Below are 26,577 nucleotides of genomic sequence, written 5' to 3'. Positions count from 1 at the left end.
TATGTATAAAATTCTTTACACCATCCTATTTATAGGGATTTCCCTGTTTTCTTTTGGCCAAAAAACGGGTATTAATTATCAAGCGGTAATTTTAGACCCTAACCCGATCTCCATGCCTGGCAATAATTATACCGGGCAGCCGCTAGCTAACAAGGGGATTGAATTAAAATTTAGTCTGTTCTCTTCTACCCGCCTTGATTACCAAGAGACAATTCTCACCCAAACAGATGAATATGGCCTAATCAATGTTATTATAGGCAAGGGAATTAAAACAGGTAACACCTCATTTGATGATATCCTTTGGACTGATACCCTAAAAACACTACAAGTAGAGGTTAAATTTCCATCGACCTCCACTTACACGGAGATTAGTCGCTCTATCCTCCAATATAGCCCTTATGCACTATATGCGAAGTCTGTAGATTACCTCAATGTAAAGGGGACTCCTACTAAACTTTCTGCGTTTCAGAATGATGCAGGCTTACTAAACCAAACCGATTTAACGGCTTTAAGACTAGAAATCAAACAGCAAATTGATCAAATTATCCTGAATGATGTCCCATTAGCATCCGCCATTTTACCAGGTAAAATTAAACTTTCAGGTGATTTAAGTGGCCTTGCTACCGCACCATTGATTAAGGAAAATGCCATTACTCCTGAAAAAATTATCAATGGAGCCGTTCATAGTTCAAAGTTACGCGATTCGAGTGTAGTGGATCAAAAGATTGCCTTTGGCATTAATCCAGCTAAAGTAGGCTTAGAATTAGTGGACAACACAGCAGATCAAGACAAACCTATCAGTACAGCCACTCAAATAGCACTTAATTTAAAAGGTACAGTCAAAAAAGTAAATGGTATTTCTCCCGACGCAAATGGAAATGTAGTCATTTCCTTGGGAAGAAATTATACCGGATTGTATAATGGAGGTGTATTTATCACGAGTGCGCCTCCCGTAGATGGGGATGTGTTCATTGTCTCTACGGATCCCATAGGCGCCAATAATGGACGAACATTCATTTACCTTCATCCAGATTGGAATGAAATTACGAATAACATTGGGTCGACTGATGCAAGGTATGTGCAATTAGCAGGAAGTACCATGCAAGGTGATTTACTTTTCCCCTCTGGAAAAAAAATAAGCCTGACTGATTTACCTACCATTTCGACAGATGCAGCGAATAAAGAATATGTCGATGCATCGAAAACACTCGACGCCACGTCCTTACTAAATGGAAAAATCAGACTAGCCGGAGATCTAACGGGTACAGCAGCTAGTCCAGAAATTGCAGTGGGTGTCATCACAAATGCGAAAATCGCATCAGGTATTAGTGCCACTAAGGTGGGTTTAGGGAATGTGGATAATACCGCCGATTTAGCAAAACCGATCAGCACAGCGACTCAAACAGCACTCGATTTAAAGGCAAGTATTACCTCCGTCAATTTAAAGGCGAATACAACAGACCTCGCCTTAAAAGCAGACCTATCAGATCTAAACTTAAAAGCGCCTATCGCTTCACCTACCTTTACTGGCTCTGTTTCAGGTATTACATCCGCCATGGTAGGCCTTTCGAATGTAAATAACACCTCTGACCTAGATAAAGCCATCAGCACCGCCACACAAAGTGCCTTAGATTTAAAAGCAACGAATACGGATTTAGCTTTAAAGGCTAATGCGACTGACTTAGCACTAAAGGCAGATATCATTAATCTGAACCTGAAAGCACCCATCGCTTCACCTACCTTTACAGGTAATGTTTCAGGGATTAGCTCATCTATGGTGGGCCTCGGAAACGTAAATAATACGACTGATTTAGCTAAACCAATTAGTTCCGCTACCCAAACTGCCCTAGATTTAAAAGCTAATACAACAGACTTAGAAGCTGGTTTAGCGACGAAGGCGGGCACTGCTTCTCCCACATTTACCGGAATCGTTTCCGGAATTACAGCCAGCATGGTGGGCTTAGGCAATGTGAATAATACGTCAGATGCGAACAAGCCGATTAGTAGCGCTACGCAGGCGGCTTTAGATTTAAAAGGTACCGTTAAAAAAGTAAATGGGGTGTCTCCTAACGCTGCAGGAGAAATTGCCATCTCACTTGGTCGTAATTATACTGGTGTATACAACAATGGAACATTTACTACAAGTGGCACTCCCGTGGAAGGTGATATCTTTATCGTCTCTGGCGATCCTACAGGATCGAACAATGGTCGAACCTTTATTTATGTGAGTACGATTTGGAATGAAATAACCAATAATATTGGAACGACAGATGCCCGCTATGTTCAATTAGCAGGAAGCACAATGCAAGGGAATTTGCTTTTCCCAACTGATAAAAAAATCACGCTCACTGACCTGCCTACACTTAATACAGATGCTGCCAACAAGGCCTATGTAGACGCTTCAATTACGTTGGATGCAACATCACTCTTAATTGGTAAAATTAGGTTAGCCGGGGATTTATCGGGTACGGCCTCTAGTCCAACGATAGCAGCTGGTGCTATTACAGATGCAAAAATAGCCACGGGAATTAGCGCTACAAAAGTAGGTTTAGGTAATGTAAACAATACGAGTGATTTGCTCAAACCAATTAGCTCGGCCACACAAACCGCTTTGGATGCGAAAGCAAGTAGTGCATCACTAGCTTTAAAAGCCCCAATCGATGCCCCCACTTTTACAGGAACGGTCTCTGGAATCACGAAAACAATGGTAGGCCTAGGAAATGCAGATAATACCACTGACGCCTTAAAACCTATCAGCACGGCGACTCAATCTGCATTAGACCTAAAGGCAAGTATATCCGCCCTCAATCTAAAAGCTAATACCAGTGATCTTTCACTTAAAGCTGATATCACGGATCTAAACTTAAAAGCACCTATCGCTTCTCCTACGTTTACAGGTCTCGTTTCAGGCATCACAAAAGCGATGGTGGGCCTAGCTGCTGTAGATAACACTACAGATGTATTAAAACCTATCAGCACAGCTACACAAACTGCCTTAAATCTAAAAGCTAGCTTGACTGGGATTGAGACGTTGACTAATAAAACATTGACCGCCCCTACCCTGACTTCTCCTGTGCTTGGGACTCCAGCTTCTGGTTTAGCCACGAACTTAACAGGCTTACCATTGACTTCCGGTGTCACTGGAATTTTAGCTGTGGGAAATGGAGGTTCAGGTGCTACTTCAATTACTGGAATCGTGAAAGGAAATGGGACTTCTGCCATGACGGCTGCCGTACAAGGAACTGATTTCAGTTTAGTTCGCGAAGTTTCAGATGAATATACGGCGACTGTGGGACAAACAACTTTTAGCTTGACCCAGACTAAATCTAGCAATGCCTTATTACGACTTTACATTAATGGAGTTCGCATTTCGAAAACCGCATTTAGTCTCACCGGAACTACATTCACCTATATCCCGGCCAATAACGACGCATATACTTTAGTTGCGGGTGATCGAGTTCAAATTGACTATTTCTATTAATGTAATGAAAAGAACCCTATTATTACTTGTTATACCTTTTTTGAGTTTTGCGCAATTAACTAAAACAGGATTTCGCCATTCGAATCCCAATTTATACGTAGACTTTAGTGGAAAAATTGGGAGCGGGAAAGGTTTAGAGCGTTTTGGTAAAAAAACAATCACATTTGTGTGCGGAAACAACATCACGATTATCCACACAACGGTAAATGGAGTAGCACCTGTAAACAAAACAGTCACCTACGGCACTGTTAGCTCGTCATTGAGTGGTTCTCCAAAATGCTGGATTACTCAAAATTTAGGATCAACTAATCAAGCCATTTCTGAAACAGATGCAACGGAGGCCGCTGCAGGTTGGTATTGGCAATTCAACAAGAAAAAAGGGTATAAAAACAATGGAACATCGACCACCCCTAGCTTCCCTACCACCAACACGAATACGGAAACGACAAATTGGGAAGCCGCAAAAGACCCTTGCACACTTGAATTAGGAGCTGGGTGGCGCATTCCCACCGTTACAGAATGGACAAATGTCAATAATGCAAACTTGAGAGCTCAAGCATATGCCGGCCCTTTAAAAATGCATGCCGCAGGTTTTATCAGTACTGGAAGTACGACTTCTTTAACTGATAGGGGATCGAAATTTTTTTATTGGAGCTCCACTTCTTCTGATATTACCTACGCAAAAGGCTTAGTCATTTATACCACGCAGACCTACAATCAAATATCCAATAATGATAAGGATGCGGGACTTTCAGTACGCTGCATTCGGGATTAACTGCCTATGAAACTCGTCTTTTTATTATTTTCGTTGTCGCTTTTTGGACAAAGTACGGCGAAAACATTTCCTGTATTTGAGCAACCACTCGCAAAGTATCTTTCGATCGAACAAGTGATCCTTCACATTCGAACAGTAAAAGCGAAATCCGCTAGTAAATATGGGGAGGCTGTCGATTTCTACTATAGAAAAATCGCTTCAACAGGCAGAAAAAAGTGGATTGAAAAGCTAGAAGAATTCAGCTTGGATCCAGCTTGCCCAGCTCTGAGTCGTTCAAAAATCAATGCACAAATAGAACGAATTAGAACACTACAAATCGGAGAAAAGGCGCCTGAGATTCACATAAACAACTTTCAGCTTTCTCAGTATATAGCTGACAAACCCACCGTTTTATTACTATTTTACAGTCCCTCTTGCTTTCATTGTACCGAACTGTTAGTTGATTTGATTCCCTATTCAGAAAAGTCGAAATTACCTGTCATAGCCATACAGATCGATGAGGAAATGAATCCCTGGACCTTTCCTTCTCATTGGAAAATGATAAAAGCTGACGAAAAGGTGCGAAAAGAATACGGCGTATTTTCTACCCCTAGCCTATTTCTAATTCAGAGGAAAAGTAGGCAAATTAGTGCCATTCCAGAAAATTTGACTGAATTAAAAGAATTCGAACATCTATTTTAGAATAAAATGATTCGCATCATTCTAATGTGTTCCTTTTTTGGGTAATTTACAATATGAAACACATAGTCCTTTTTGCCATAGGGATCCTTCTTTTATCTTGTGGAAAGAAACAAGAAACTAGCCACCCCACAGAAGGTCCCATTACCGAATCCATTTACGCTTCTGGAGTTTTAAAGGCGGCAGACCAATACCAGGCATTTGTAACAGTAAACGGTATCATCAATGAAATTTTAGTACAAGAGGGTGATTCTGTTCACGTGGGAAGCCCACTATTGACTATCACAAACGAAACTCAACAATATAGTGCAGAAAATGCTGCTTTAGCAGCCAGTTTCAATGACTTCTCTGCGAATCAGGGAAAATTAGACGACGCTCAATTGCTAATTGAGACCGCGAAAAACAAATTCAAAGTTGACTCTTCCCTCTATTTCCGACAAAAAAATCTTTGGAACCAACAAATCGGAACTAAAGTGGATTTTGAACTGAAAGAATTAGCCTTCCAGACCTCTAAGTCGAATTATTTATCCGCTATTCAGAAATACAAAGAGTTAAAACGCGCTTTAGCATTTACCTCTTCACAAGCGAAGAAAAATTTACAGATTTCCACCAATCAAGCTCAAGATTTCACTTTACGATCTAAAACAAACGGTATTATCTACAGCTTATTAAAATCAAAAGGCGAGATTGTTAGTCCACAAACGCCTATCGCAGTAATAGGTAATTTCAAGGATTTCGTGTTAGAATTGCAAGTCGATGAAAATGATATCTTACGGGTTCAAAAAGGGCAGCAAGTATTAGTTACCCTTGACAGCTATAAAAAACAAGTGTTCGAAGCGAAGGTGACCAAAATCTCCGAAATAATGAACGAACGGAGTAAAACGTTTTTAGTCGAGGCTGCATTCACTAAAGCGCCCCCTAAATTATTTCCTAACATCACATTTGAGGCTAACATCTTACTAAATCAAAAAGAAAAGGTCATTTTAATACCAAGGAATTACTTGAAGAATGATTCCATCGTGACGTTAGCTTCTGGCGAAGAAAGAGTGGTAAAAATTGGTTTAAAGGATTTTCAAAAAGCAGAGATTCTCTCAGGCCTGAAAGCTACGGATGAAATCGTAAAGCCTAAATAATGGAATTCAAACTCGTCTATCAAGTTGCTTTTTCTTTGTTAATTGCCCGCTGGAAACAAACGTTGATCGCTGCCATTGGGGTAACCATTAGTATTACGATGTTTGTTACCGTGCTTAGCTTTATGTCAGGGCTAAACGACATGCTAGATGGGTTAATCACGAATCGGACGGCTCATGTTCGCATTTATAAAGAAATTCAAATTTCAGAAAGACAACCTGCTGACTTCATCAATCCGAAAGGGCACAACTTTGTTTCTTCGATCAAACCCAAAAACGAGTTGTTAGGAATTAATAACAGCAAAACCATCCTAGAGGCAATTAGAAAAGATGACCGGGTCCTGGGAGTTGCCCCTAAAATTAATGCCCAAGTATTTTACAATGTGGGAGCAGTGGATTTGACTGGGGCGATTTTTGGAATCGATCCGGTAGAGGAAAATCGTTTATTCAAGTTTAGTGATTATGTGACATCTGGCAATTACATTGACTTAAAAAACATACCTAATAGCATTATTTTAGGCAAAGGCGTCGCCTCAAAAATGATGGCGAATGTGGGAGATGTCATTCAGGTGACCACTAGCAAAGGGGATCAAGTGGCACTACGGGTGGTAGGCATTTTTCAATCTGGCATTCAAGACTTAGATAATGTCCAAAGCTATTGCTCCATTGGAACTACCCAAAAATTACTAGGACAGCCTAGCAATTACATAACGGATATTCAGGTTAAGTTAAAAAACATCCTTTGGGCGCCCGAAGTAGCAAAGGAATACCAGCGAATTTACGAATTAAATGCGGTAGATATTCAAACGGCAAACTCGCAATTCGAGACGGGAAGTTCAGTCAGAACACTCATATCCTATGCCGTGGGCATCACCCTCTTATTAGTGGCAGGATTCGGGATTTACAATATCTTGAATATGATGATTTACGAGAAAATGGATTCCATCGCTATTTTAAAGGCCGTAGGATTCTCTGGCAAGGATGTCAATCAGATCTTTATCTCGATTGCGTTGAGCATTGGTATTTTTGGTGGACTGATGGGACTTTTGATGGGATTTGGATTATCCTCGCTTATCGATCAAATCCCTTTCAATACTGAATCATTACCGACCATCAAAACCTACCCTATCAATTACAATCCGAGGTTCTATTTAATCGGGGGTACATTTGCCATTGTCACCACCTATTTTGCCGGTTTCTTCCCTTCTAGAAAAGCGAGTGGAATAGATCCTGTCATCATCATCAGAGGGAAATAATATGAACAAGGTTGTACTAGAGGCTAAAGAAATTACGAAATACTTTCACGATCCAGTGACCGTGAAAATATTAGATAAGGTTAGCTTTCAACTGAAGCAAAGTGAGTTTGTCTCTGTGATAGGAAGATCTGGCTGCGGTAAGTCTACCTTGTTGTATATCTTATCCACGATGGATACGGACTACGAAGGGGATCTAATCATAGATGGTGTTTCGATGCGGGACAAAAAAGAGGGCGAACTGGCTATCGTTCGAAATGAAAAAATCGGTTTCGTTTTTCAATTTCATTACCTTTTGAACGAATTCTCCGTCTTACGCAATGTAATGCTTCCTGGTCTAAAACTAGGACAGTTTTCAGAGAAAGAAATCGAACATCGAGCCTACGAAAAACTAAAAATACTAGGCATTGAGAAGGAAGCATTAAAAGACCCCAACCAATTATCAGGTGGTCAAAAACAACGCGTGGCCATTGCTCGTGCACTCATTAACGATCCGCTATTAATTATGGGTGATGAGCCTACTGGAAACCTCGATAAAAAGAATTCAGAAATCGTATTCAACATCTTTCAAGAGTTAGCGGAAGAATACAAGCAGACCCTATTAATTGTTACCCACGATAATGAATTTGCTGCCAGGACGACCCGAATCATCGAGATGGAGGACGGGCATATCAAATAAAAAAGGAGCAAAGGGTCATTAACCCTCGCTCCCCGCATTCATCTGTTCTATTATTATTTCTTAGTGGTTAGGCGCTATCAATTCGCTTAAACAATAATACCACTAAAGCTGGAGAGAAAAGAAAATTTAGCTAAGTGCATGTTCCATTTTCGAAAATCCGAACAAATCACCTAAAGAAACACCCAAAAAAGACCTTACATACGGTTTTTTCTTTCTGAGTAAGCAGAGGGAGATTCGCCGACTAATTCCTTGAAGTTCACAAAAAAAGTCGTTCTAGATTGAAAACCAGACTCTAGACCGATGGCTTCTAACGTAATTACTTTATCCTTCCCTGCATCAATTAATTCCTTCGCATGCCGAATGCGCCAGCGCATTCGTTGCTCAAGAAAATTAGATTGTTGTGTCTTCCTGAAGTAATAATTAAAATGATGCACCGGAATATCTAAAGAGGCTGATAATTGAGCTAAAGAAAAAGTTGCCTTTAAAAAGGGTTTATACTCTTCTAAATACAAATCCAATTTCGTTTCTATTTCAATTAATTTTTCTGCGGACAATTCGTAATTGGGTATTTTTAATTTAGCCTCTCGCTCTTCATTAATGTAAGGAGCATACAAAAATTCCGGAAAATAAAAGACACTTAAAGAAAGCACTAAATACGAACCCAGCCCTAAGTAATTCCAAGGAGAATTTCCTTGATAGGTTATTTTGAATTGGTTCGAACTAGGAAGAATCAAGAAAAAATAGGTTAAAAAGAGAATTAAGAGAATCTGAACGAGTAAAAATCCAGGAATCCAATAATGCAAAATGAAATTTTTCGCGGTTCGAGGACGGAATAGCAAATAGAGTTGGCAGCTATAAAAGATATAGAAACTACTGAGTAGCAACTTGACATAGAAATGGAAACGAGCAGAAAAGAAGAAGCCTACTTGCTGTTTCACTACTTCATGAATATCGAATTTAATTAATTCTGCGATGAGTATCTTGTGCGCAAAAGAAGTAAGCGAATAAGGCAACATGTCCAGGACCTGGATGAAAAATGGAACTAGATGAAGCAAATCCTTTGGCTTTAAAACCTCCTTTTCCTTCAGCATACCTCGCACATAGAAATACGCTAAAGGGTACAGCAAATAAAAAAAAGCGTCAAAATTTCCGAAAAGAACTGCTACAATTTCCACGTGCCATTCCACAAATAGGCAGTAGTGAAGAAGCGTGAATAAACCAAAAATAAGGAAATAGAAGAAAAGGAATCGCTTCGGACTCTTAAAGAAAGGTCCAGAGGATTTTAACAGTAAAAGCAGGATAATGAAAAAGCTCATGAACACAGCGAGGCTGTGGCCAAACTTATAAATTTCGTGCATTAAATGGTTAGGTATGAGTGGTTAAAGGTATTCTAACGAATGTACAAAAATACCCCCACAATCAATCAACCCGCCACGTATTTAATCAGGGGTATTTTACGCAAAATCCACACAATTCCTCCCGAAATCAACAGACAAGCAAGCGCAGTCAATGGCACCGCGATACTTGGGTGAAGCATTTCGCCGTAAACACCCGCTTTGGCTAAATAAAACAACACGATAATGTGCACTAAATAAATTCCATAACTATGCGAACTCACCCAATCTCGAAAAGGAGATAAGATGCGGATATCAAGGTTTTGGTACCGAAAAAATAAAAACAAACCAATCGTTGCTAATACAACACTGGGCGAAAAATTAGCATATAATAATCCATAAAACTTCCCATTCTCCGCGGTAAAATAATAAGACCCTAGCATCGTCCATATCGTACCCAGCGCAAAAACAGCAAAAGCCTTCCATTTAATCCCTACGGAAAATTCCTTCGTGCTCAGGTAATAACCCAGCACTAAATAACCCACATAACCAGTGAAATCCGTTAACGCAATAGGCAATTTAAGGTAGGGGAAATGCGGGTTATTGAACAAAATCGTCAAGCCCCAAATACCTAAAAAATACTGAATATGGGATTCAGGCGCAGATCTAATCCAACGACCAATGATGGGGATAAACAGATAGACCCCAATGATCATGTAGATGTACCAAAAATGGTAGGAAGCGCCATTAAAATATTGCTGCCCTACCCAGTTCAATCCTTCCGCCAGACCAAACGATTTTCCACGCAATCGTACTTGCCAATTAAAGATCGAAAAGAGCATATTATAGAAGAGAAATGGCAAAACGATGCGCATAAAACTCTTCTTCAAAAAAGGTCCAATCGCTTCCTCGCGCGGCAATAACAAAGCGCCAGATAACATGACAAAAATAGGCACCACGTAGCGATAACCTCCATTGTACAGATTGGCGAACCACCAAAAATCAGCCGGAACCTTCGTGAATCGAAATAATATAGTTGCCGAGGCGTGAATTAATATCACCCCTATGGTTGCATTTACACGAAGATTGTCCAGCCAGGTTATCTTCATCTAGCTAAACGGCTGCTTGTAATGGCGTTTCTTAGTCGCCGCATAAATGGCATTGGCAATGGAACCGCCAGTGGGTGGTAAAGCAGGTTCGCCTAATCCGGTAGGAGCAATTCCATTATTCACAAAATGCGCATCGATCACTGGAATTTCATTTCCGCGGATCATCCGGTAGACATTGAAATTTTGAGGACTGGCAACGCCGGCTTGAAAATTTAATTTCGCAAACATAGCGTGGCCCATTCCATCAATAATAGCCCCTTTCACTTGGTTTTCAGCGCCACTCAGATTGATAACCTCCCCACAATCAGTCACCGCTGTCACTTTCGTTACTCTGGGTTTGCCTTTTTCGACTTTGACTTCTGCGATTTGGGCTACGTAGGATAAGTGAGAATAATAAACGCTAAATCCTTGGTGAACACCTGGTTTTTTCTTCCATTGCGCCTTTTCAGCTACTTGCTTGATCACTTCCTCAAAGCGAACAGGTTCATAGGTAATTTTACCGACAGGTTTTGTTTTTACTTTTTCCAAAAGGGCTAAACGCATCTGCACCGGATCCTTTCCGGCAGCCTCTGCCACCTCATCTAAAAAAGCCTGCTCCGCAAATCCCAAGAAATTCGTAATAGGCGCGCGCCATGGACCTGTTGTAACGGTAGATTTTTGATCAATCGATTCAATCAACACATTTTCAATGGCTCCTACGGGGAAATTATCTTGACGTGTGGAGTTACCGGCATTTAATCCCACTCCACGCAAAGCAAAGGCAATTATTTCGCCATTTGAATCTAATCCAGCCTTAAAACGATAGCGAACCGCTGGACGGTAGGTTCCACCCATCATATCATCCTCTCTCGTCCACATCACTAAAACAGGTTTCTTGATCAAACTGGATAATTCAGCCGCTTCTAGCACAAAATCATTACTTAAACGACGGCCAAAACCCCCACCCATTTTGGACAATTCCACTTGAATCTTATCCACTGGTATTTTCAATAAATCTGAAACTGCTTTCTGGGCCGGTTGCGGAACTTGCGTGGGGCCAGCCAGCAGAACCGAGTCTGCCTTCACATCTGCAAAGAAATTCATCGGCTCCATCGGAGAATGAGAAATGAAGGGGCACTCATAGGTGGCTTCGATTACTTTAGCAGCAGAAGCAATGGCAGTGGCGAAATCTCCATCTTTACGCATCACTTGAGCCTTCTCTGATTTCATTCCTTCGTCAAACCAGTTAGCATGGGTTTCATTGTTTTCCAAAGGAAGTTCTGAACCATAATCACAAGTCAAACTTGCGCGAGCCTGCAAGATGGCGTAGGTATTCTCTCCCACGATGGCCACTTTATTTTTGAAGGAAACCACGTCTAAGATCCCCGGCATTTTCTTTACATCCTCCGCCGAAAACGATTTCAACGTTGCCCCAAAAGGTGGACGCACGATTTGAGCAAAAACCATCCCTGGTTTACGGATGTCGATCCCAAATAAAGGCTTACCAGTTACTACATTTTTATTATCAACTCCCTTTACACGCGTTCCAATAAGTTTATAATCCTTGCGATCCTTAAACGTAACTTCGGACGGAACGGGTAATTTAGCAGCAGCTTCGGCAAGGGATCCGTAGGAGGCTTTTTGGCCTGCTGGACCTAATACAAATCCCTTCGAGGTTTTGCATTGCGCTACATTCACTTTCCATTGATCCGCTGCCGCTTGCAACATCATCTTCCGCACTGTAGCACCCGCCTTTCTTAATCGTTCCCACGAGTGTTTTAAGGCGCCACTCCCTCCTGTCAATTGACGTTCGAATTGTTTTGTATCTAGATTCGCTTGTTCCACTTGAACTTGTGCCCAATCCACATCTAATTCCTCTGCCACCACCACGGGGAAAGCCGTTTTTATCCCTTGTCCAATTTCTGGATTGGGAGAAAATAAGGTGACTTTGCCCAAGCTATCGATCGACAAAAAGGCATTAAATCGACCCGCTCCTGTGACCACTTCCATCGCGGAAGTTTCTGCGGAAGCTTCGGCTGAAAACCAATCAAAACCTAAGGTAAATACACCCGTAAATAGGGAGGCTTTTTGAATAAAATCTCTTCTTGACGTTTTCATTTCTTGATTTTTTTAGAGGCTAATTTGACTGCTTCTTGAATGCGGTGATAAGTTCCACAACGGCAAATATTCCCGGACATACCATCCACAATTTCTTGATCTGTTGGATGCGGATTCTTCTTTAAAAGGCCAGCAGCGGTCATAATTTGACCTGCTTGGCAATAGCCACATTGGGGAACATCTAGCTCATCCCAAGCCACTTGAACGGGGTGTTTACCAGCTGGATCTAATCCTTCAATCGTGGTAATTTGCGCATTAGAAACGGCAGAAATAGGCAGAACGCAAGAACGCATCGGCTCTCCGTTTACCCATACCGTACAAGCACCGCATTGTGCGATACCACAACCATACTTAGTTCCTAAAAGGGACAGATGATCTCTGAGTGCCCATAATAAGGGAGTATTGGGATCGATATCCAAAGAGACCTTTTTCTTGTTAACTGTGCAATTGATGGCCATAGGTTTATAATTCAAGCAGGATGAAATGAGTACGAAATATAGGAATTATTTAGGAATTCCAATGCTGAACGTGTGCTGAGTGACCTGATTTTGCAACGTTTCGAATGAGGATTGATCACCCCAGGATTTAAATAGGGCCAAAACGAATAATTTAGCCTGTAACTGATATCCCTCTTTCGTTAAATGCAATTGATCCTTCAGGAAACAACCATTTTTTACCCAATCTGCGCTTGAACCAAAACCACCCATCACCTGATTCAAATCATAGTACGCAGCGGGCAATTCAGACAAGGTTTGAACAACCTCCTGCTGAAATTTGGGGATGCGTTTCTGACTTCGCGTATCGGGTGGACTGGTGAAAAGAAATACCGTTTCAGGGGATTTGGACTTCACATCTTGCATAAATTCGGCTACCGCCTGGCGGAAGGTTGCTGGATTCCAGTTTGCATTGTAGGCTTCATTAGTTCCAAAGGAACAGATCAGTAGATCCGGCTTTAGGAGTTCAATTTGGTCCAAAACCAAGTTCCCTCGGAACTTCAGATGTGTAAACTGCGCTCCAGCAACACCTAAATCCAGGTAATCAGTACGAGCTTCTGAAGACAAAATTTCCACCCCGTGCAGGGTAAATACATCTTGATTGGAAGCGCTTTTTTGAAGACCTAGGGTAAATTGACTTACATTGGTGTAGCTTTTAAAATCCCAATAGGCCACTTTTCCTTGGTAACCACGTTTCTCTAAAATAAATTCCGGTCCCACATCCGGAACCATTGAATAAGAATCAGCACTCGTCCAAACCCGAATCTGATTCAGTGTGGCCAAGGAATCGCGTAAGGTAAAGGTGATTTGTGCAGCACTATCCCGCGTAGAAACAACATAACCTGCTAAACCGATATTCCAACCAGTAGAAGGTTTTAGAATAGAAGTTCCTTCCCAGCGACCCATCGATTTGGATTTTAGGACACGACCATCCACACTTTTCGCGAGACTGTAGGGGAATTGAATTCCTTCCGTTTTCACTCCCAATAGTCGTTTAATCTCACCTGAGAAATGACCAATTTGTACGTGTGAATCCCCCAGATGCAGGACTTTCAAAGTTCCAGACTTCCATTTAGACGCTAATGCGGCTAGGTCAGCATCCCGCTGAATAACATTGCAGGAATGGCAGACTTGGGTGGAATCCACTTTGGCCAAAAGAGGAAAAGCAAACACCCAGAAGAGCAGAAATACATACCTCAAAATTGAAAGTAGATAAAGGGTTGCACCAAGGTGTCGCGGAATTGAATAATTAATTGCAGGGCCGCTAATAAGAAGAAAAACCAAAAGAAGGAAGGCACATAAAATGTTAATTCAAATGCTTTTCGCTTCCAATTTCCTGGAATTATTGTCCAAGATAATAGGGCCACGAGTAAAATAGCCAATTCATTTCGAGAAAACCAAAAACCAATAAAATCAGTCTCCGAAGTCGCTATAGCCATTTGATTTAGCATCAACAAAGCCGTATCGAAATCACGTGCCCGGAAGAAAATCCAACAGAAAGTGACAAAGCTAAACGTAAAAATGCCCCCTAAAAAGTCCATCCACTTACCCTCAGGAAGGTGTTTATGAATCGCTTTGTGAAGTGCTAGCGCTAATCCGTGTGCTGCTCCCCAGCAAACAAATTGCCAACTCGCCCCGTGCCAAAAACCACCCACTAACATCGTAATCAACAAAAAAAGGTAAGTATTCAATGCCCCTTTTCGATTTCCACCTAACGGGATGTAGACGTAATCGCGCAACCAGGTAGAGAGGGAAATATGCCACTTGCGCCAAAATTCGGTCACATTAGTGGATCCATACGGATTTTCAAAATTCTCCTTCAACCGATAACCTAACAAAAAGGCTAATCCAATGGCGATATCAGAGTACCCAGAAAAGTCGAAATAGATCTGAAAACTATAGGCTAAAGCACCCAAGAGATTCTCCCCACCCGTATACAAAGCCGGATTGTCAAACACCATATCCACGTATTTCCCGAGGTAATCCGCGATCAATAATTTTTTGATTAGTCCAGTCACAATCCGAAACAAACTTTCTTTAAACCGGCGTGCATCCAGGTTTTCTGGGGAATTTATTTGGCCTAAAAAATCCTTCGCCCGGACGATGGGTCCCGCCACCAAGTGTGGGAAAAAGGTCATGTAAAAAGCATAATCGAGGAAACTTTTAGAAGACCGAATCTCGCCGCGATACACATCCACGATATAGGAAATCGACTGAAAGGTATAAAAAGAGATCCCGATGGGCAGAAACAAATCCACCGGCTCGAAATGAGTCAATAAAAGCCAATTCGTGTTCTCTAAAATGAAATTAGGGTACTTAAAATAAAGCAAAAAGGAAAGGCTAAAGAGAATGGCGACGCCTAGCCAAATTTGCTTTGAGGTGCCTTCTTTATTTTCTATTTTCCGCGCAAAAAGAAAATCTACCACAATTTGGAAGACAAAAAGGGCTAAAAAAGGGCCACTCGATTTATAATAAAAGAATAAACTAAACGCGATTAAATAAATTTTTCTGAACGAATTCTGCGTAAAAAGGAGCGCATAGAAAAAGAGAAAAATACCGAACGTAAACAGGAATGAAAACTCCGTAAAAAACCAAGGCTCTTTCGTGGAATACAGCATGAATTCACGAAGGAGCTGCTCAAATGGGATCGACCCAAACGCCTGCTTAATAACCTCTATAATCTGCTGCATTTAACACAATTGCTTTGTATTTTTTAGGATAGCCAAACCGCGTTGGAGGCATCATCCGAATCTTCCAACGACTCGATTCCTGCAACCAATTCGCCACATTTCCCATCCAAATTCGGTAACCTGGCAAGGACGGATGTCTACCATCCACTGCTTTAGGGAGCACTAAGTGCTTAGAGGAGAAAAAAGCCGCGGAATCAGCTGCGGCTTGAAATGCATCTGAAACTACGTAATCATAACCCCAATTCGTAGGTCCAATCCAAGCATAGGGGATTCCGCTCAGGCGTTTATGAAAACCTTTAGCGAGGGTTTTTCGAGTCACATAATCCTTTGCTAAGACTTCATTTAGGCCAAATAAAACAAATACGAAGCTGGGACGGTAGCGTTTGATAATCTTGGAAATCGTATCGGATTTCGCAAAGTTCAAGGAAGTGGCAGATGCCCATTCGACGGTGGCGACGAGTTTGTGGCCGTTGCTTTGGCAGTAATCATTCAACACATTCTTCATCCCACCAGCTTCTGAATCCCCAATTAACAAAATCCGATGCTGCGTAGAATCATCCACACTCGAGTCCGGCAAAATGGGCTCAGGAATGGCAGAATACACCATTTGGGCTGTATCTGCAGGAATTACATAGGTGGGAATCGTGTCAATTTCAGCCACCTCGATGATTTTAGCATCCTGTTCTGCGGCTTTTTCTATCTCGAATAACTTCTTGATTTCTTGATCAGCCAGCAAATAGGTACTAGGTATATAACTGTACAAATACAGCGCAGAACACGCTAAAATGAAACATATTGACGCCCAAACCAAATAAAGCCTATTCATTTAATTAATCAACGTAAATGATTTTTTCATTAACCGAATCCAGCGTTTCGCGTTCGCCGCATAATGCGCCTTTGCCATTGCACGGGTCCACTTCATCGCATCCGGATTTCCTTTTAGCATAAGGTAGTATTTTTTGCTGGCCAAAACCTCGCAAAAATCTACCATACTATCCTCTGGGCGCGCATAATGTTTGAAACTAGACTTCTTTTTACGCGAATATTTACCGCGCAAACCAAAGTAATTATTCTGCTTTATGGATTGCTTAGACTGACCAAAACCGGATTCACAAATCCCCACCCCAATAATTAATTTCGGAGGAATCCCATACACTTGAGACAAGGAATCAATGAAGGGTTTGTAGCGTTGGATTTTCTCCTGCGTGCCTTGAAAGGCTTGCGCTGAAAGCTGGAAAAACAGGACAATAAAGAAGAAAATGAGCTTCATACGAAGCAAAAATACAAAATTAAGCGCGGATTACCACGGTCAAACTCCGGGCACCGTGTGCCCCAATCACGAGCGATTGCTCAATATCTGCAGTCTTGGATGGACCAGCTAAAAACAAACCGAAGCTAGAGCTCGGTTTTTTTAATTCCTCATAAGCAGCGTGCATATTCGGAACAATTTTAGAAACGTTGATCACTAAATGTTGGCAAATAAACGGCGCCACTCGATGCGGCATCGCCTCTTCTGTTAACCAAATCGCCCCATTTTCTGCTACTCCAAATTCGCCATCGATTTCCAGGACCTCAACCTCGGCTAAACTCAAACCATCTAAGGTTTTGTCATATCTACGCCTACGTGGAAATTCGATTTCCAATGCTTCGGCGGTCAAAACACGCGCTCCTACCACCTCCAAGGAAGCTTGGAAATCAAAATCTACTGATGCCCCTTTAAAGTTGCCTGGATGATTCACTGGTTCGAGTGCCTCCATTTTTCCTAAAATCTGTTCTCTTGCGCTCATCGTTTTTTATACCACTCTTGAAAACTCACCTTGGGTGCTTCTGGCATCTCCCGCTGTTTATACCAAGGATTTAAACGTGTATTTAGCATTCCCGAGAATCTGCGCAACAACGACCCTCCTATTCGATAAATCGCCGGATGGGCTAAGGTGAACGCCATCAGCTTCATGCCTATCGTTTTGCCAACCGGTGCTAATCCAGCCGCCATCAAGTCTTGACGCCAAAACCACAATTGCTCATGAATATTGATCTTCACCGGACACACATTCGAACAAGAACCACACAGGGTACTCGCAAAAGGTAAATCCGCATTCGCTTTTTTGTCAATATTCGGAGCCAAAATAGATCCAATTGGCCCTGCGACCGGTTGATGGTAGCTATGTCCCCCACTTCTTCTGTATACTGGACAGGTGTTAAAGCACGCCGCACAGCGGATGCATTTCAACGAATTCTTGTATTTCGGGTCAGCGAGTTGACGTGTACGGCCGTTGTCCAAGAGAACAATATGCATTTCTTGTCCTTCGCGAGGCTTATGAAAATGCGAGGAATAGGTCGTGATTAATTGTCCTGTGGCACTTCTGGCAAGCAATCGTAGAAACACAGCTAAATCTTCCCGTTTAGGAATAATCTTTTCAATACCCATGCAAGCAATATGGACTTTAGCCAAATGTGCTCCCATATCCGCGTTACCCTCATTTGTGCAAACGACGAATTCGCCCGTTTCAGCAATGGCGAAATTCACACCGGTGATGGCTACTTCAGAGGCCAAAAAATGACCACGAAGATGTTGGCGGGCTGCCTCCGTTAGAAATTGTGGATCTTTATTACCCTTAGGCGTTCCTAAATGCTGATGGAACGTCTCGCCCACATCCTCTCTTTTCAGGTGAATGGCTGGTAATACGATGTGACTAGGTGCTTCGTTTCTAAATTGAACAATACGTTCACCTAGATCCGTATCGACTACTTCGATGCCTTTGTTTGCCAAATAATCATTTAAATGGCATTCCTCCGTTAGCATCGATTTACTCTTCACTAGGACTTTCGAACCTTGTTTGGCAATTATTTGGTGTACAATCGCATTATGTTCTGCAGCGTCAGCCGCCCAATGCACATGTATTCCATTCGCCTGCGCTTTCGCTTCGAAGGCTTGCAAATAGCTGCCTAAATTCGCTAGGGTATGATCTTTGATTTGGGAGGCATGTTCACGAAGCGCTTCCCATTCGCGCAATACCATCGCGGCCTTATCGCGCTTTTCACGCACAAACCACAAGGTTTCATCATGCCAGTCGGTCCGCTGAGCGTCCGCAATAAATTTCTCCGAAGCCTCCGCGTGACTAGGCATGATTCAATATTTCTACGATGTGTTTCACTTGGATACTAGAACCTTGCCGGCGCAAAATCCCTTCCATATGCATCAAGCACGAAGTATCCGCTCCCACAATATATTCCACCGCATTCGCATCGTGTTCTTTGATTCGATCCTGTCCCATTTTCACGGAAACAGCTTCTTCAGTCACACAGAAGGTGCCACCAAAACCGCAGCATTCATCTGCACGTTCAGGTTTTAATATTTCAACACCCTCTACGAGTCCCAATAGATCTTCTAACTTCGAAAAAGACTTTTCATTTCGCTCTGTCATGGAACTCAAACGTAAACCACGTTGTCCATGGCAGCTTTGGTGCAAACCTACCCGATGCGAAAATTTTGCAGACAAGGAAGTTACCTTCAAAACATCGGTCAAAAATTCACAAATCTCGTAAACCGAATTCCGTATTTTCTCCGATGGATGATGCTCTTTTAGATGTAATACGCAAGAACCGGATGGCCCCACGATGTAATCAAAACCCGCAAAATTGGTAGTAAAATTAGTATCACAACCTTCCGTAGAGGATGCAAAGCCAGAATTGGCCATTGGTTGGCCACAACAAGTTTGGTCCGCAGGAACGACAACTTCGCAACCCAGTTTCTCTAACAATTCCAAACTCGCCACCGCAACCTGCGGATAGAATTGGTCAATGTAACAAGGGACAAACAGGGCAACGCGCATCCTAATATCGTTTCAATTGAATTAAATTTTGGGGTAATTCCCCTTCGTAAACCAGTAAAGCAGCCCCTAAAGCACTGGCTTGGGCAACTTCTGCGGCATACACTTCTACATCTGGAAAGGCACGTGCTAGTAAGCGCATATACCATTCGTTTTTACTAAAACCTCCATCCACCAGCAATTGTTTGACCGGTGCGTCTTTCAGCAACAAGTTCAGACTACAGATTTGTTGGCCTACCAAATCTACCATGAATTGGTCATATGCCGAAGCCAAATCCGGAAAATCATTCAAATCACGAGACGCGAATGCTGATTCAAAAACGGAAGATGCTTTCGGTTTTAATTCAAAAACGGAATCGCTAAACTGACAATCGGTAAACGATCCCCCAAAATGCTGCTGCATCCGAGCCACCTGCTCCTCATGAAAATGACCTCCAAATAAGCGAGAGGCCTTCACGGGTTTTCCGTTTGGCTGTAAATAACACAAGACATCATTCGCTAATTCTTCTGCTGTTAAGGGAGATTCATTGAACGGATGCATCGCAATGCACCAAGTCCCCGTGGATAATAGTACAAATTCATCCGAAACCGTGCGCAAATAGGGAACTAACGCAGCAGAGGAATCATGCAGTCCAAGACCATAATGAATTCCATCGATGTCGATAAAACCCGCAGCAGAAATAGGAGCTAATCGATCTTCAAAAGAAGTGACCCAAGGATGGTATTGACCCTTGTCGAAATCCCATAGAGCTGTATGGCAACCGATGGATGTAATCTCTGATAAAAACTTACCCGTAAAAAGGGATGCGAGGTAATTGGGAAAATGAAAGGCTTTGAATACCTCCGACCAAAAAGGCTTTGAACGAGCCGCATATACCTGCAAACCCGAATTCAGATTACCTAAAATGGGCGATGCCGTTCTACGGGCAAATTCTGCATCTCCTCCAAAATCTGCATAGGGAAAAGGCGCGGAAGCTGGTTTCAAATAATTATACATGGGCGCCACCGGCTCCCCCGTTTGATCCACATACACAAACGAAGCACCATAGGCAGAAAAATTCAAGCCGATGAGTTCAAATTCAGGTATTTGGCATATTTCTGTAAACGTGGAAACAATCCATTGCTGAAGTGCTGGCAAATCCTCGCAAGGAAATCCATCTTCATCCACCATCTCCGCAAAATGCTGTTGTTTCTCGAACACAATCTGAAACGAAGTATCCCACAGAAAGACCTTTTTATTCGTCTTTCCTATGTCAAATACCGCGATGACAGGTGTTTTAACGCTCATATTACAATCCAGTCGCTACTGTTTTTGCACCGCGAGACTTGATAAGTTGTTCCCGCATTTTCTCCTGACGGTATAGGGCGATCGGATCCAAGGCTCCGCCTAATTCCAAACGAGCCTGTGCCACTAATGCCCGCACATCCGTACGAAACACAGCTTGTAAAATCTCCTGACAACGTACCACATCATTGGCTTCGCGCGCTGCTTCTAAGGCTGCACGATCTACTAATAAGGCCTGAGCATAGGCAATTTGAATTGCCTCCACCGATTGCAATAAATCTTCTAAGGGATCTTTTACGTTGTGTGAGGCATCGATCATCCAACCTAGGTCTTTGGCATGATTCATTCCTTTCGCGTCCATCCCGTCCACTAATTCGCTGAAGATCAAGAACAACTGATACGGTTTGATCGAACCTGCTGTCAAATCATCATCGCCGTATTTAGAGTCATTAAAGTGGAAACCACCTAATTTACCCTCCATCAATAAGATCGAAACGATTTGTTCGATGTTGGCATTGGGTAAATGGTGTCCTAAATCGACCAAGGTCTTCGCTTTCGGCCCTAATTTATTCACCATCGAATACGACGCACCCCAGTCACCCACGGTCGTCGAATAGAAGTTCGGTTCGTAGGCTTTGTATTCCAAATACAAAGACCAGTCGGCAGGTAGCGCCGCATAAATCTCCCGTAAACTATCTACCGTGCGCTCATAAGCGTGACGGAAGTTCAATTGACCTGGAAAACAAGATCCATCTGATAACCAAACGGTCAATGCCTTAGATCCAAGCGAGACGCCCTGCTTAATCACTTCAATGTTGTGATCAATCGCTTGTTTCCGAGTCGCCGCAGAAACGTGTTGCAAGGACCCGAACTTATAGGAATGCGCTTGATCCGCTTGATCTTGAAAGGTATTCGAGTTCACCGCATCGAATGCTAAACCGTGTTGAGCAGCTAGCGTGCGAATCGCCGCGGGATCCGTAGGGATATCCCAAGGAATATGCAAAGAAATCGCGCCCGATGACTGATTCAAGGCATGCAATAAACCGACATCAGCGATTTTCTCTTCCAAATTTCGCGGTTCGCCTCCGCCAGAGAACCGACCGAAACGCGTTCCTCCCGTGCCCAAGGCCCAAGAAGGAATCGCGATTTGAAAATCCTTTAATTTTTGCAAAATGCCAGCTGGCAAGTTCACCTCGGATTTCAAAAAATCCAATCGGCGGGTGTGTTGCGCCAACAAGGCTTCGTTATGGTTCGATATATTCATCATCATCATTATCTTAAAAATCCTGCGGCTACACCACCATCCACGTTTAACGCATTTCCGGTGGACTTATTCAATAAGCCTCCCACGAATGAAAAACATGCATTGGCTATATCATCCGGCAAAATAGATTCATTTAATAGGGTACGTTTCGCGTAATAAGCTGGTAATTCAGCCACGGTGATGCCATAGGCTTTCGCGCGACCTTCGGCCCATCCGCCTGCCCAGATATTCGAATCCGCGATGACCGCGTCTGGATTCACCGTATTCACCCGGATATGATCCGGTCCTAATTCAGCGGCTAATAAGCGTGTCATGTGTGCCTGAGCTGCTTTCGCACTGCCGTAACCTACGTTATTAGGTCCCGCGACAAAGGCATTTTTCGACACAATATTCACGATGTCTCCACCTAATCCCTGCTTGCGCATCACGGCAATCGCCGCCTGCGAAACCAAGTATTGTCCCTTCACTAAGATGTCATATAATTTGTCCCAGTCGGCCTGCGTATGTTCCAGGATTCCTTTTGATATGGATATTCCCGCGTTATTCACGATCAAATCCACCCCACCAAAATCCAGACAAGCCTGCGTCATCGCCGCCTCAATCGATTCCTGATTCGTTACATCAGCAATCACCGTGGAAACCACATCTTTCCCGAATAAACCAATAAACTCCGCTTTTGCCTCCGCTAAACGATCCGCGTTCACGTCATTTAAAATTACGCAGGCACCTTCTTGAGCCATCTTTTTGGCAATCGCCTTACCGATTCCCCCACCTGATCCAGTCACAAATGCGACACGTCCTGAAAGTGCTTTTGGCTTAGGCATGCGTTGAAGCTTTGCCTCTTCTAATAACCAATACTCGATATCAAAAGCCTCCTGACGAGGCAAGGAAGTATACGACGAAATCGCCTCCGCACCCCGCATTACGTTGATGGCATTGGTATAAAATTCAGCGGCAACGCGGGCCGTTTGCTTGTCTTTGGCAAAGGTAAACATACCCACACCTGGGTATAAAATCACGACTGGATTCGGGTCACGCATCGCGGGGGAATTCGCATGTTTGCAAGAATCGTAATACGATCCGTACATGATGCGGTAATCTTCGAACAAAGGAGTCAATGCCTCCACGGAAACATCCGACCCCAAGACCAAAGGCGAAATTTTCGTCCGCAAGAAGTGATCCGGACAAGAAGTTCCTAAAGGTGCCAAACGATCTAAATCATTCGAATTAATGAATTGCAACACGCGCTCATCGTCAGAAAAATGTCCGACCATTTGAACATGCGACGAACAGAATCCGCGAAGAACAGGTGCTAAGGCAGCTGCCTTTGCAGCTCTTTCTTCTGCAGAAAACGAAGACATCCGAGCACCGCCAAAAACGGTTGCCGTTTTCGATTCAATGTAATCCGCACATTTTTCAATGACTTCTAACGTATTCACGTAGCATTCGTACGAGGTATCTCCCCAAGTAAACAAGCCGTGTGAACCTAACATGATGCCGCGCAATTGCACACCGCGTGAAGCTGCTTCGTCTAAACAGGCTTTTAATTGTAAGCCCAAATCGAAGCCTGGACGTTGCCAACCTACCCAGCCGATTAATCCGCCGAAAAGCTCTTTCGTAATTTGCTCCCCATCTTTTGACGCAGCTATTGCAATCGCCGCATCTGGATGCAAGTGATCGATGTGTTTGAAAGGCAAGAAGCCGTGTAAAGGCGTGTCGATGGAAGGTGCTTTGGACGACAAATCAAAAATACAATGGTTGAATAATTCCACCATCTCATCTTCGTGTTCCAAACCGCGGTAGACATTTGTCAACGAACGTAAACGATCCACATACAAAGCCGCGCAGCCTGACTTCTTCAAGGTACCAATGTCACCACCGGAACCTTTGATCCACATCACTTCCGTTTCAGAACCCGTTAAAGGATCTTTATCCTGCAATTTCACCGAGGTATTTCCCCCGCCGTAATTCGTGATGCGTAAATCCGCCCCTAAAATATTCGAGCGGTAGATGAATAAGTCGACTTCATTTCCTGCGAGTGCCGCTGCTTTAGCGTCGTCCCAGAGATCAGATACGTGTTTGTACATGGTTCTATTTTTTTCTTAAAACTACAGAGGCAAAAGCAATCAACCGTCCTATCCTACCTAGGGATAGTGACTAAATTTTTTCCGGCTTTCAATGGGTATTTTTTTCCTTGCCAAACAAAACTTCCAGTTACTGTTCCCGGTAACGTAATCGAAGCACTCCCTGGTTTGTATTGCACCTGAATTTCACCCTGCGGATGCGGCACAATACCCTCTGCTTGCGAAAGTTCACCTAAATGTGGTTCGATCTTCACCTTCGCAAAAGCCGGTGCATCTGAATCCACCCCTAAGACGATGCGAAAGAATTCGATGTTAGGACTAGAGCCCCAGGCATGGCAATCAGAACGCGAGGTAGAAATGTCAGAAGTCTCCGCCCAAGTCGTCAATCCCATATCGATGTTTTCTTTCCAAATAGAAAGCCAATTCAAATAGTCGTTGCCTTTCCCAGCTTTGGCCAAAGCCAAATGCAGATAATACTTGAAATAAATCGTCGCCTGCGCCATATTTTTATCAGCTAGTAATTTATCTGCCACACCTGCAGCCGGCATTCCAGCTAAAATCGCTAACGAATTAGCATGCTGCGAATACTTATCATGCACCTCGGTATCGGCATATAATCCGCGGCCTGCATCCCAGTATAGTTTTTGCAACACAGGTTTTAAGGCTTTCACTTTCGCCTCGTATTTAGCCGCCATTTCTGGATAGCCAAAATAGCGTTCTACTTCAGCCGCATTTTGCAATACCCACATATACTGAAAATCAATCACCGCCGAACGACCCGACGGCCCCACTGGTGCAATCCCTCTTGGCCACGCATTCACCCAGTCCGAAAATGTCCAATAGGGTATGTTTTGCAAGGTCCCATCTGTCCCTTCAAACCGCGCAAAATAATCCAAAATACCGCGCATACCAGCTAACTTATTTTTCAAAAATTGAGGGTCTTTTCCGTAACGCAAATAGTCATGCAACATCCCTATGTACCACAAAGAGAACGTTGGAATTTGTTGGTGCAAATCTGTCGGATAGCGACTCAATGTAATGCCCTCCGCGATGCGCGAATGATCCATGTGATCTAAAGCCTGGCGCACTAAACGCTCGTCTCCTGCATAATACAGACTCACAAGCGCCTGAATTCGTGCGTCTCCAATGTACTGCAATTGTTCGTAATAGGGACAATCCATGTAGGTTTCCATCGCACACAAACGCGCGGTACGGAAACCCACGTCAAGCATTTGGGGAATCAAGGGATTATCCGTTTTCAGCGATGCTTTTGCCTGAAACGGGAATCCCGTAAACACACTTTTGAAATCCTGTAGCGTCAATGCCTCCGCTTCGGTCTTTACCGTCAAACGCACATAACGAAAAGTTCGGTAGGTCATCGATTCAAAGGTATGTGCAGCACCGTCAGCAATCAGACTGTCTTTTCGGCCTAACCAATATTTGTTATCTATCTCATTCCGATTGCCCTTGTGGCTTCCATTTTTCGTCGTAGTGCTTAGCGCTTTCTTTTCATAGAGTCCTTCGGCATACGTAAGACCGATTTTAGCGTCCTTACCTCCAGTAAAGGTTAATTGTGGATAAGCATTCGTTAAGACCCCTTGATCGATCCACAGATCCACCGAAGTATTTGGCATCACCACCAAGGCACTTCCGTGAATCAAATCGCCCTCTCCTTTGCGAATGGAAGCAAATCTTTGCGTGGTTAATTCCATCGATGGAATCGCTGATGGATACAACATCCAACCACGCGCGTCGATGGACGCTCCTTTCGTTAAACCAGGACCTAACGATTTCGCACCGATAAAAGGCGACCAACCTTTACTATATTCTTGTAATTCCCCCGCACCTGCCACATAATAGCCTGGGACGCGAACGGCCAGCGGACTGACTCCTACATTTTTAGCCACCTCCCAGCGAACGTTGGTATTGAATGCGGCGAAAGCCTCCTCATCAGCCTGTAAAATAAATCCAGTCGCATAAGATATTTGAGCTTCCGACTTTCCTTTCCCCTCATTCCAAACCAAAGCCTCCACGGTATTCTCCCCTGCCTTCAAGTAAGGCGCAATGTCAAGCGTTTCAAAATTCCAGAAATACAAATCCCCTCGCGCCGGACCAGCAGAAACCCAGGTCCCATTCACATATAATTTATAGCGATTATCCCCCGAAACGTGAATGATACATTTGGATGGCTTCGCTAGCAACGGAACCTTGTGTTGAAAGCGATAAACTCCATAATCTTTCAACCCGACTAAATTATACGCGTTCGCTGAATTTTCAGCATACGTAATCCAGGAAGCCTTCCACGGTTTATTCCAAAGTTCCGGCTTCAGATTTTGGGTATAGGCTGCAGGGCCTACAAGTAAAAGGAATAGGAGGATTTTTTTCATAGGTTTA

Annotated in this window: 20 protein-coding genes and 1 pseudogene; 6 read left to right on the top strand and 15 right to left on the bottom strand. The window is 43.2% G+C overall.

Features of this window, described 5'->3' with window-relative positions; translation table 11 throughout:
- Nucleotide 1 precedes the first annotated feature (1 nt).
- The 6 genes from EWU21_RS07500 to EWU21_RS07475 are packed head-to-tail and all read left to right on the top strand — an operon-like array spanning nt 2 to nt 7,996.
- On the top strand, nt 2-3,481 hold the full coding sequence (locus EWU21_RS07500) for a hypothetical protein (protein ID WP_130896198.1): 3,480 nt from the start codon (nt 2-4) through the stop codon (nt 3,479-3,481).
- Nucleotides 3,482-3,485: 4 nt separating this feature from the next.
- Complete coding sequence (locus tag EWU21_RS07495; protein WP_130896197.1) at nt 3,486-4,256, top strand: fibrobacter succinogenes major paralogous domain-containing protein; 771 nt, start codon at nt 3,486-3,488, stop codon at nt 4,254-4,256.
- A 6-nt stretch (nt 4,257-4,262) separates the two neighbouring features.
- On the top strand, nt 4,263-4,937 hold the full coding sequence (locus EWU21_RS07490) for a peroxiredoxin family protein (protein WP_130896196.1): 675 nt from the start codon (nt 4,263-4,265) through the stop codon (nt 4,935-4,937).
- 53 nt (nt 4,938-4,990) lie between these two features.
- Nucleotides 4,991-6,067 carry an efflux RND transporter periplasmic adaptor subunit gene (locus EWU21_RS07485; protein ID WP_130896195.1) on the top strand — a complete coding sequence of 359 codons (1,077 nt, stop codon included), beginning with the start codon at nt 4,991-4,993 and terminating at the stop codon, nt 6,065-6,067.
- Nucleotides 6,067-7,320 (top strand): ABC transporter permease, encoded by a 1,254-nt coding sequence (locus EWU21_RS07480; protein WP_130896194.1) that lies wholly within the window; start codon nt 6,067-6,069, stop codon nt 7,318-7,320. Before EWU21_RS07485 ends, EWU21_RS07480 begins: the two co-directional genes overlap by 1 nt.
- A gap of 1 nt (nt 7,321) precedes the next feature.
- On the top strand, nt 7,322-7,996 hold the full coding sequence (locus EWU21_RS07475; RefSeq protein ID WP_130896193.1) for an ABC transporter ATP-binding protein: 675 nt from the start codon (nt 7,322-7,324) through the stop codon (nt 7,994-7,996).
- 194 nt (nt 7,997-8,190) lie between these two features.
- On the opposite strand, the gene EWU21_RS07470 is transcribed toward EWU21_RS07475, so the two are convergent.
- The 15 genes and pseudogenes from EWU21_RS07470 to EWU21_RS07400 form a co-directional block, all read right to left on the bottom strand.
- Nucleotides 8,191-9,354: a helix-turn-helix domain-containing protein gene (locus tag EWU21_RS07470; RefSeq protein WP_130896192.1), complete on the bottom strand. Its 1,164-nt coding sequence runs from the start codon at nt 9,352-9,354 to the stop codon at nt 8,191-8,193.
- Nucleotides 9,355-9,419: 65 nt separating this feature from the next.
- Nucleotides 9,420-10,439, bottom strand: a complete 1,020-nt coding sequence (locus tag EWU21_RS07465; RefSeq protein ID WP_130896191.1) for an acyltransferase — start codon at nt 10,437-10,439, stop codon at nt 9,420-9,422.
- A 201-nt stretch (nt 10,440-10,640) separates the two neighbouring features.
- Nucleotides 10,641-12,428 (bottom strand): annotated as a pseudogene (locus EWU21_RS07460) (molybdopterin cofactor-binding domain-containing protein); the annotation flags it as partial.
- A gap of 104 nt (nt 12,429-12,532) precedes the next feature.
- Nucleotides 12,533-12,994 carry a (2Fe-2S)-binding protein gene (locus tag EWU21_RS07455; protein ID WP_130896189.1) on the bottom strand — a complete coding sequence of 154 codons (462 nt, stop codon included), beginning with the start codon at nt 12,992-12,994 and terminating at the stop codon, nt 12,533-12,535.
- A 45-nt stretch (nt 12,995-13,039) separates the two neighbouring features.
- Nucleotides 13,040-14,203, bottom strand: coding sequence for a GDSL-type esterase/lipase family protein (locus EWU21_RS07450; protein ID WP_161566491.1), 1,164 nt, complete (start codon nt 14,201-14,203; stop codon nt 13,040-13,042).
- A gap of 23 nt (nt 14,204-14,226) precedes the next feature.
- Entirely contained in the window at nt 14,227-15,720 is a 1,494-nt protein-coding gene (locus tag EWU21_RS07445) for an MBOAT family O-acyltransferase (RefSeq protein ID WP_130896187.1), read from the bottom strand.
- The gene (locus EWU21_RS07440) at nt 15,695-16,546 is read right to left on the bottom strand and encodes a hypothetical protein (RefSeq protein WP_130896186.1); all 852 of its coding nucleotides are present in this window, start codon (nt 16,544-16,546) and stop codon (nt 15,695-15,697) included. The genes EWU21_RS07445 and EWU21_RS07440 overlap by 26 nt, the downstream gene beginning before the upstream one ends.
- Nucleotides 16,547-16,990 carry a glucosaminidase domain-containing protein gene (locus tag EWU21_RS07435; RefSeq protein ID WP_130896185.1) on the bottom strand — a complete coding sequence of 148 codons (444 nt, stop codon included), beginning with the start codon at nt 16,988-16,990 and terminating at the stop codon, nt 16,547-16,549.
- A 19-nt stretch (nt 16,991-17,009) separates the two neighbouring features.
- Nucleotides 17,010-17,507: a LutC/YkgG family protein gene (locus EWU21_RS07430; RefSeq protein ID WP_130896184.1), complete on the bottom strand. Its 498-nt coding sequence runs from the start codon at nt 17,505-17,507 to the stop codon at nt 17,010-17,012.
- Nucleotides 17,504-18,847: a lactate utilization protein B gene (locus EWU21_RS07425; RefSeq protein ID WP_130896183.1), complete on the bottom strand. Its 1,344-nt coding sequence runs from the start codon at nt 18,845-18,847 to the stop codon at nt 17,504-17,506. Before EWU21_RS07425 ends, EWU21_RS07430 begins: the two co-directional genes overlap by 4 nt.
- On the bottom strand, nt 18,840-19,553 hold the full coding sequence (locus EWU21_RS07420) for a (Fe-S)-binding protein (RefSeq protein WP_130896182.1): 714 nt from the start codon (nt 19,551-19,553) through the stop codon (nt 18,840-18,842). The genes EWU21_RS07425 and EWU21_RS07420 overlap by 8 nt, the downstream gene beginning before the upstream one ends.
- Before the next feature lies 1 nt (nt 19,554).
- Nucleotides 19,555-20,838 (bottom strand): FGGY-family carbohydrate kinase, encoded by a 1,284-nt coding sequence (locus tag EWU21_RS07415; RefSeq protein ID WP_130896181.1) that lies wholly within the window; start codon nt 20,836-20,838, stop codon nt 19,555-19,557.
- A gap of 1 nt (nt 20,839) precedes the next feature.
- Entirely contained in the window at nt 20,840-22,099 is a 1,260-nt protein-coding gene (locus tag EWU21_RS07410; protein ID WP_394364238.1) for a TIM barrel protein, read from the bottom strand.
- Between the two features lie 8 nt (nt 22,100-22,107).
- Nucleotides 22,108-24,186, bottom strand: coding sequence for a bifunctional aldolase/short-chain dehydrogenase (locus tag EWU21_RS07405; RefSeq protein WP_130896179.1), 2,079 nt, complete (start codon nt 24,184-24,186; stop codon nt 22,108-22,110).
- A 53-nt stretch (nt 24,187-24,239) separates the two neighbouring features.
- Nucleotides 24,240-26,570, bottom strand: coding sequence for an alpha-L-rhamnosidase-related protein (locus EWU21_RS07400; protein WP_130896178.1), 2,331 nt, complete (start codon nt 26,568-26,570; stop codon nt 24,240-24,242).
- Nucleotides 26,571-26,577 lie beyond the last annotated feature (7 nt).

The organism is Aquirufa antheringensis (genome assembly GCF_004307425.1).
Taxonomy (GTDB): Bacteria; Bacteroidota; Bacteroidia; order Cytophagales; family Spirosomataceae; genus Aquirufa; species Aquirufa antheringensis.
The sequence above is the reverse complement of the archived record's forward strand: the minus strand, read 5'-3'. Positions and strand labels throughout refer to the sequence as shown.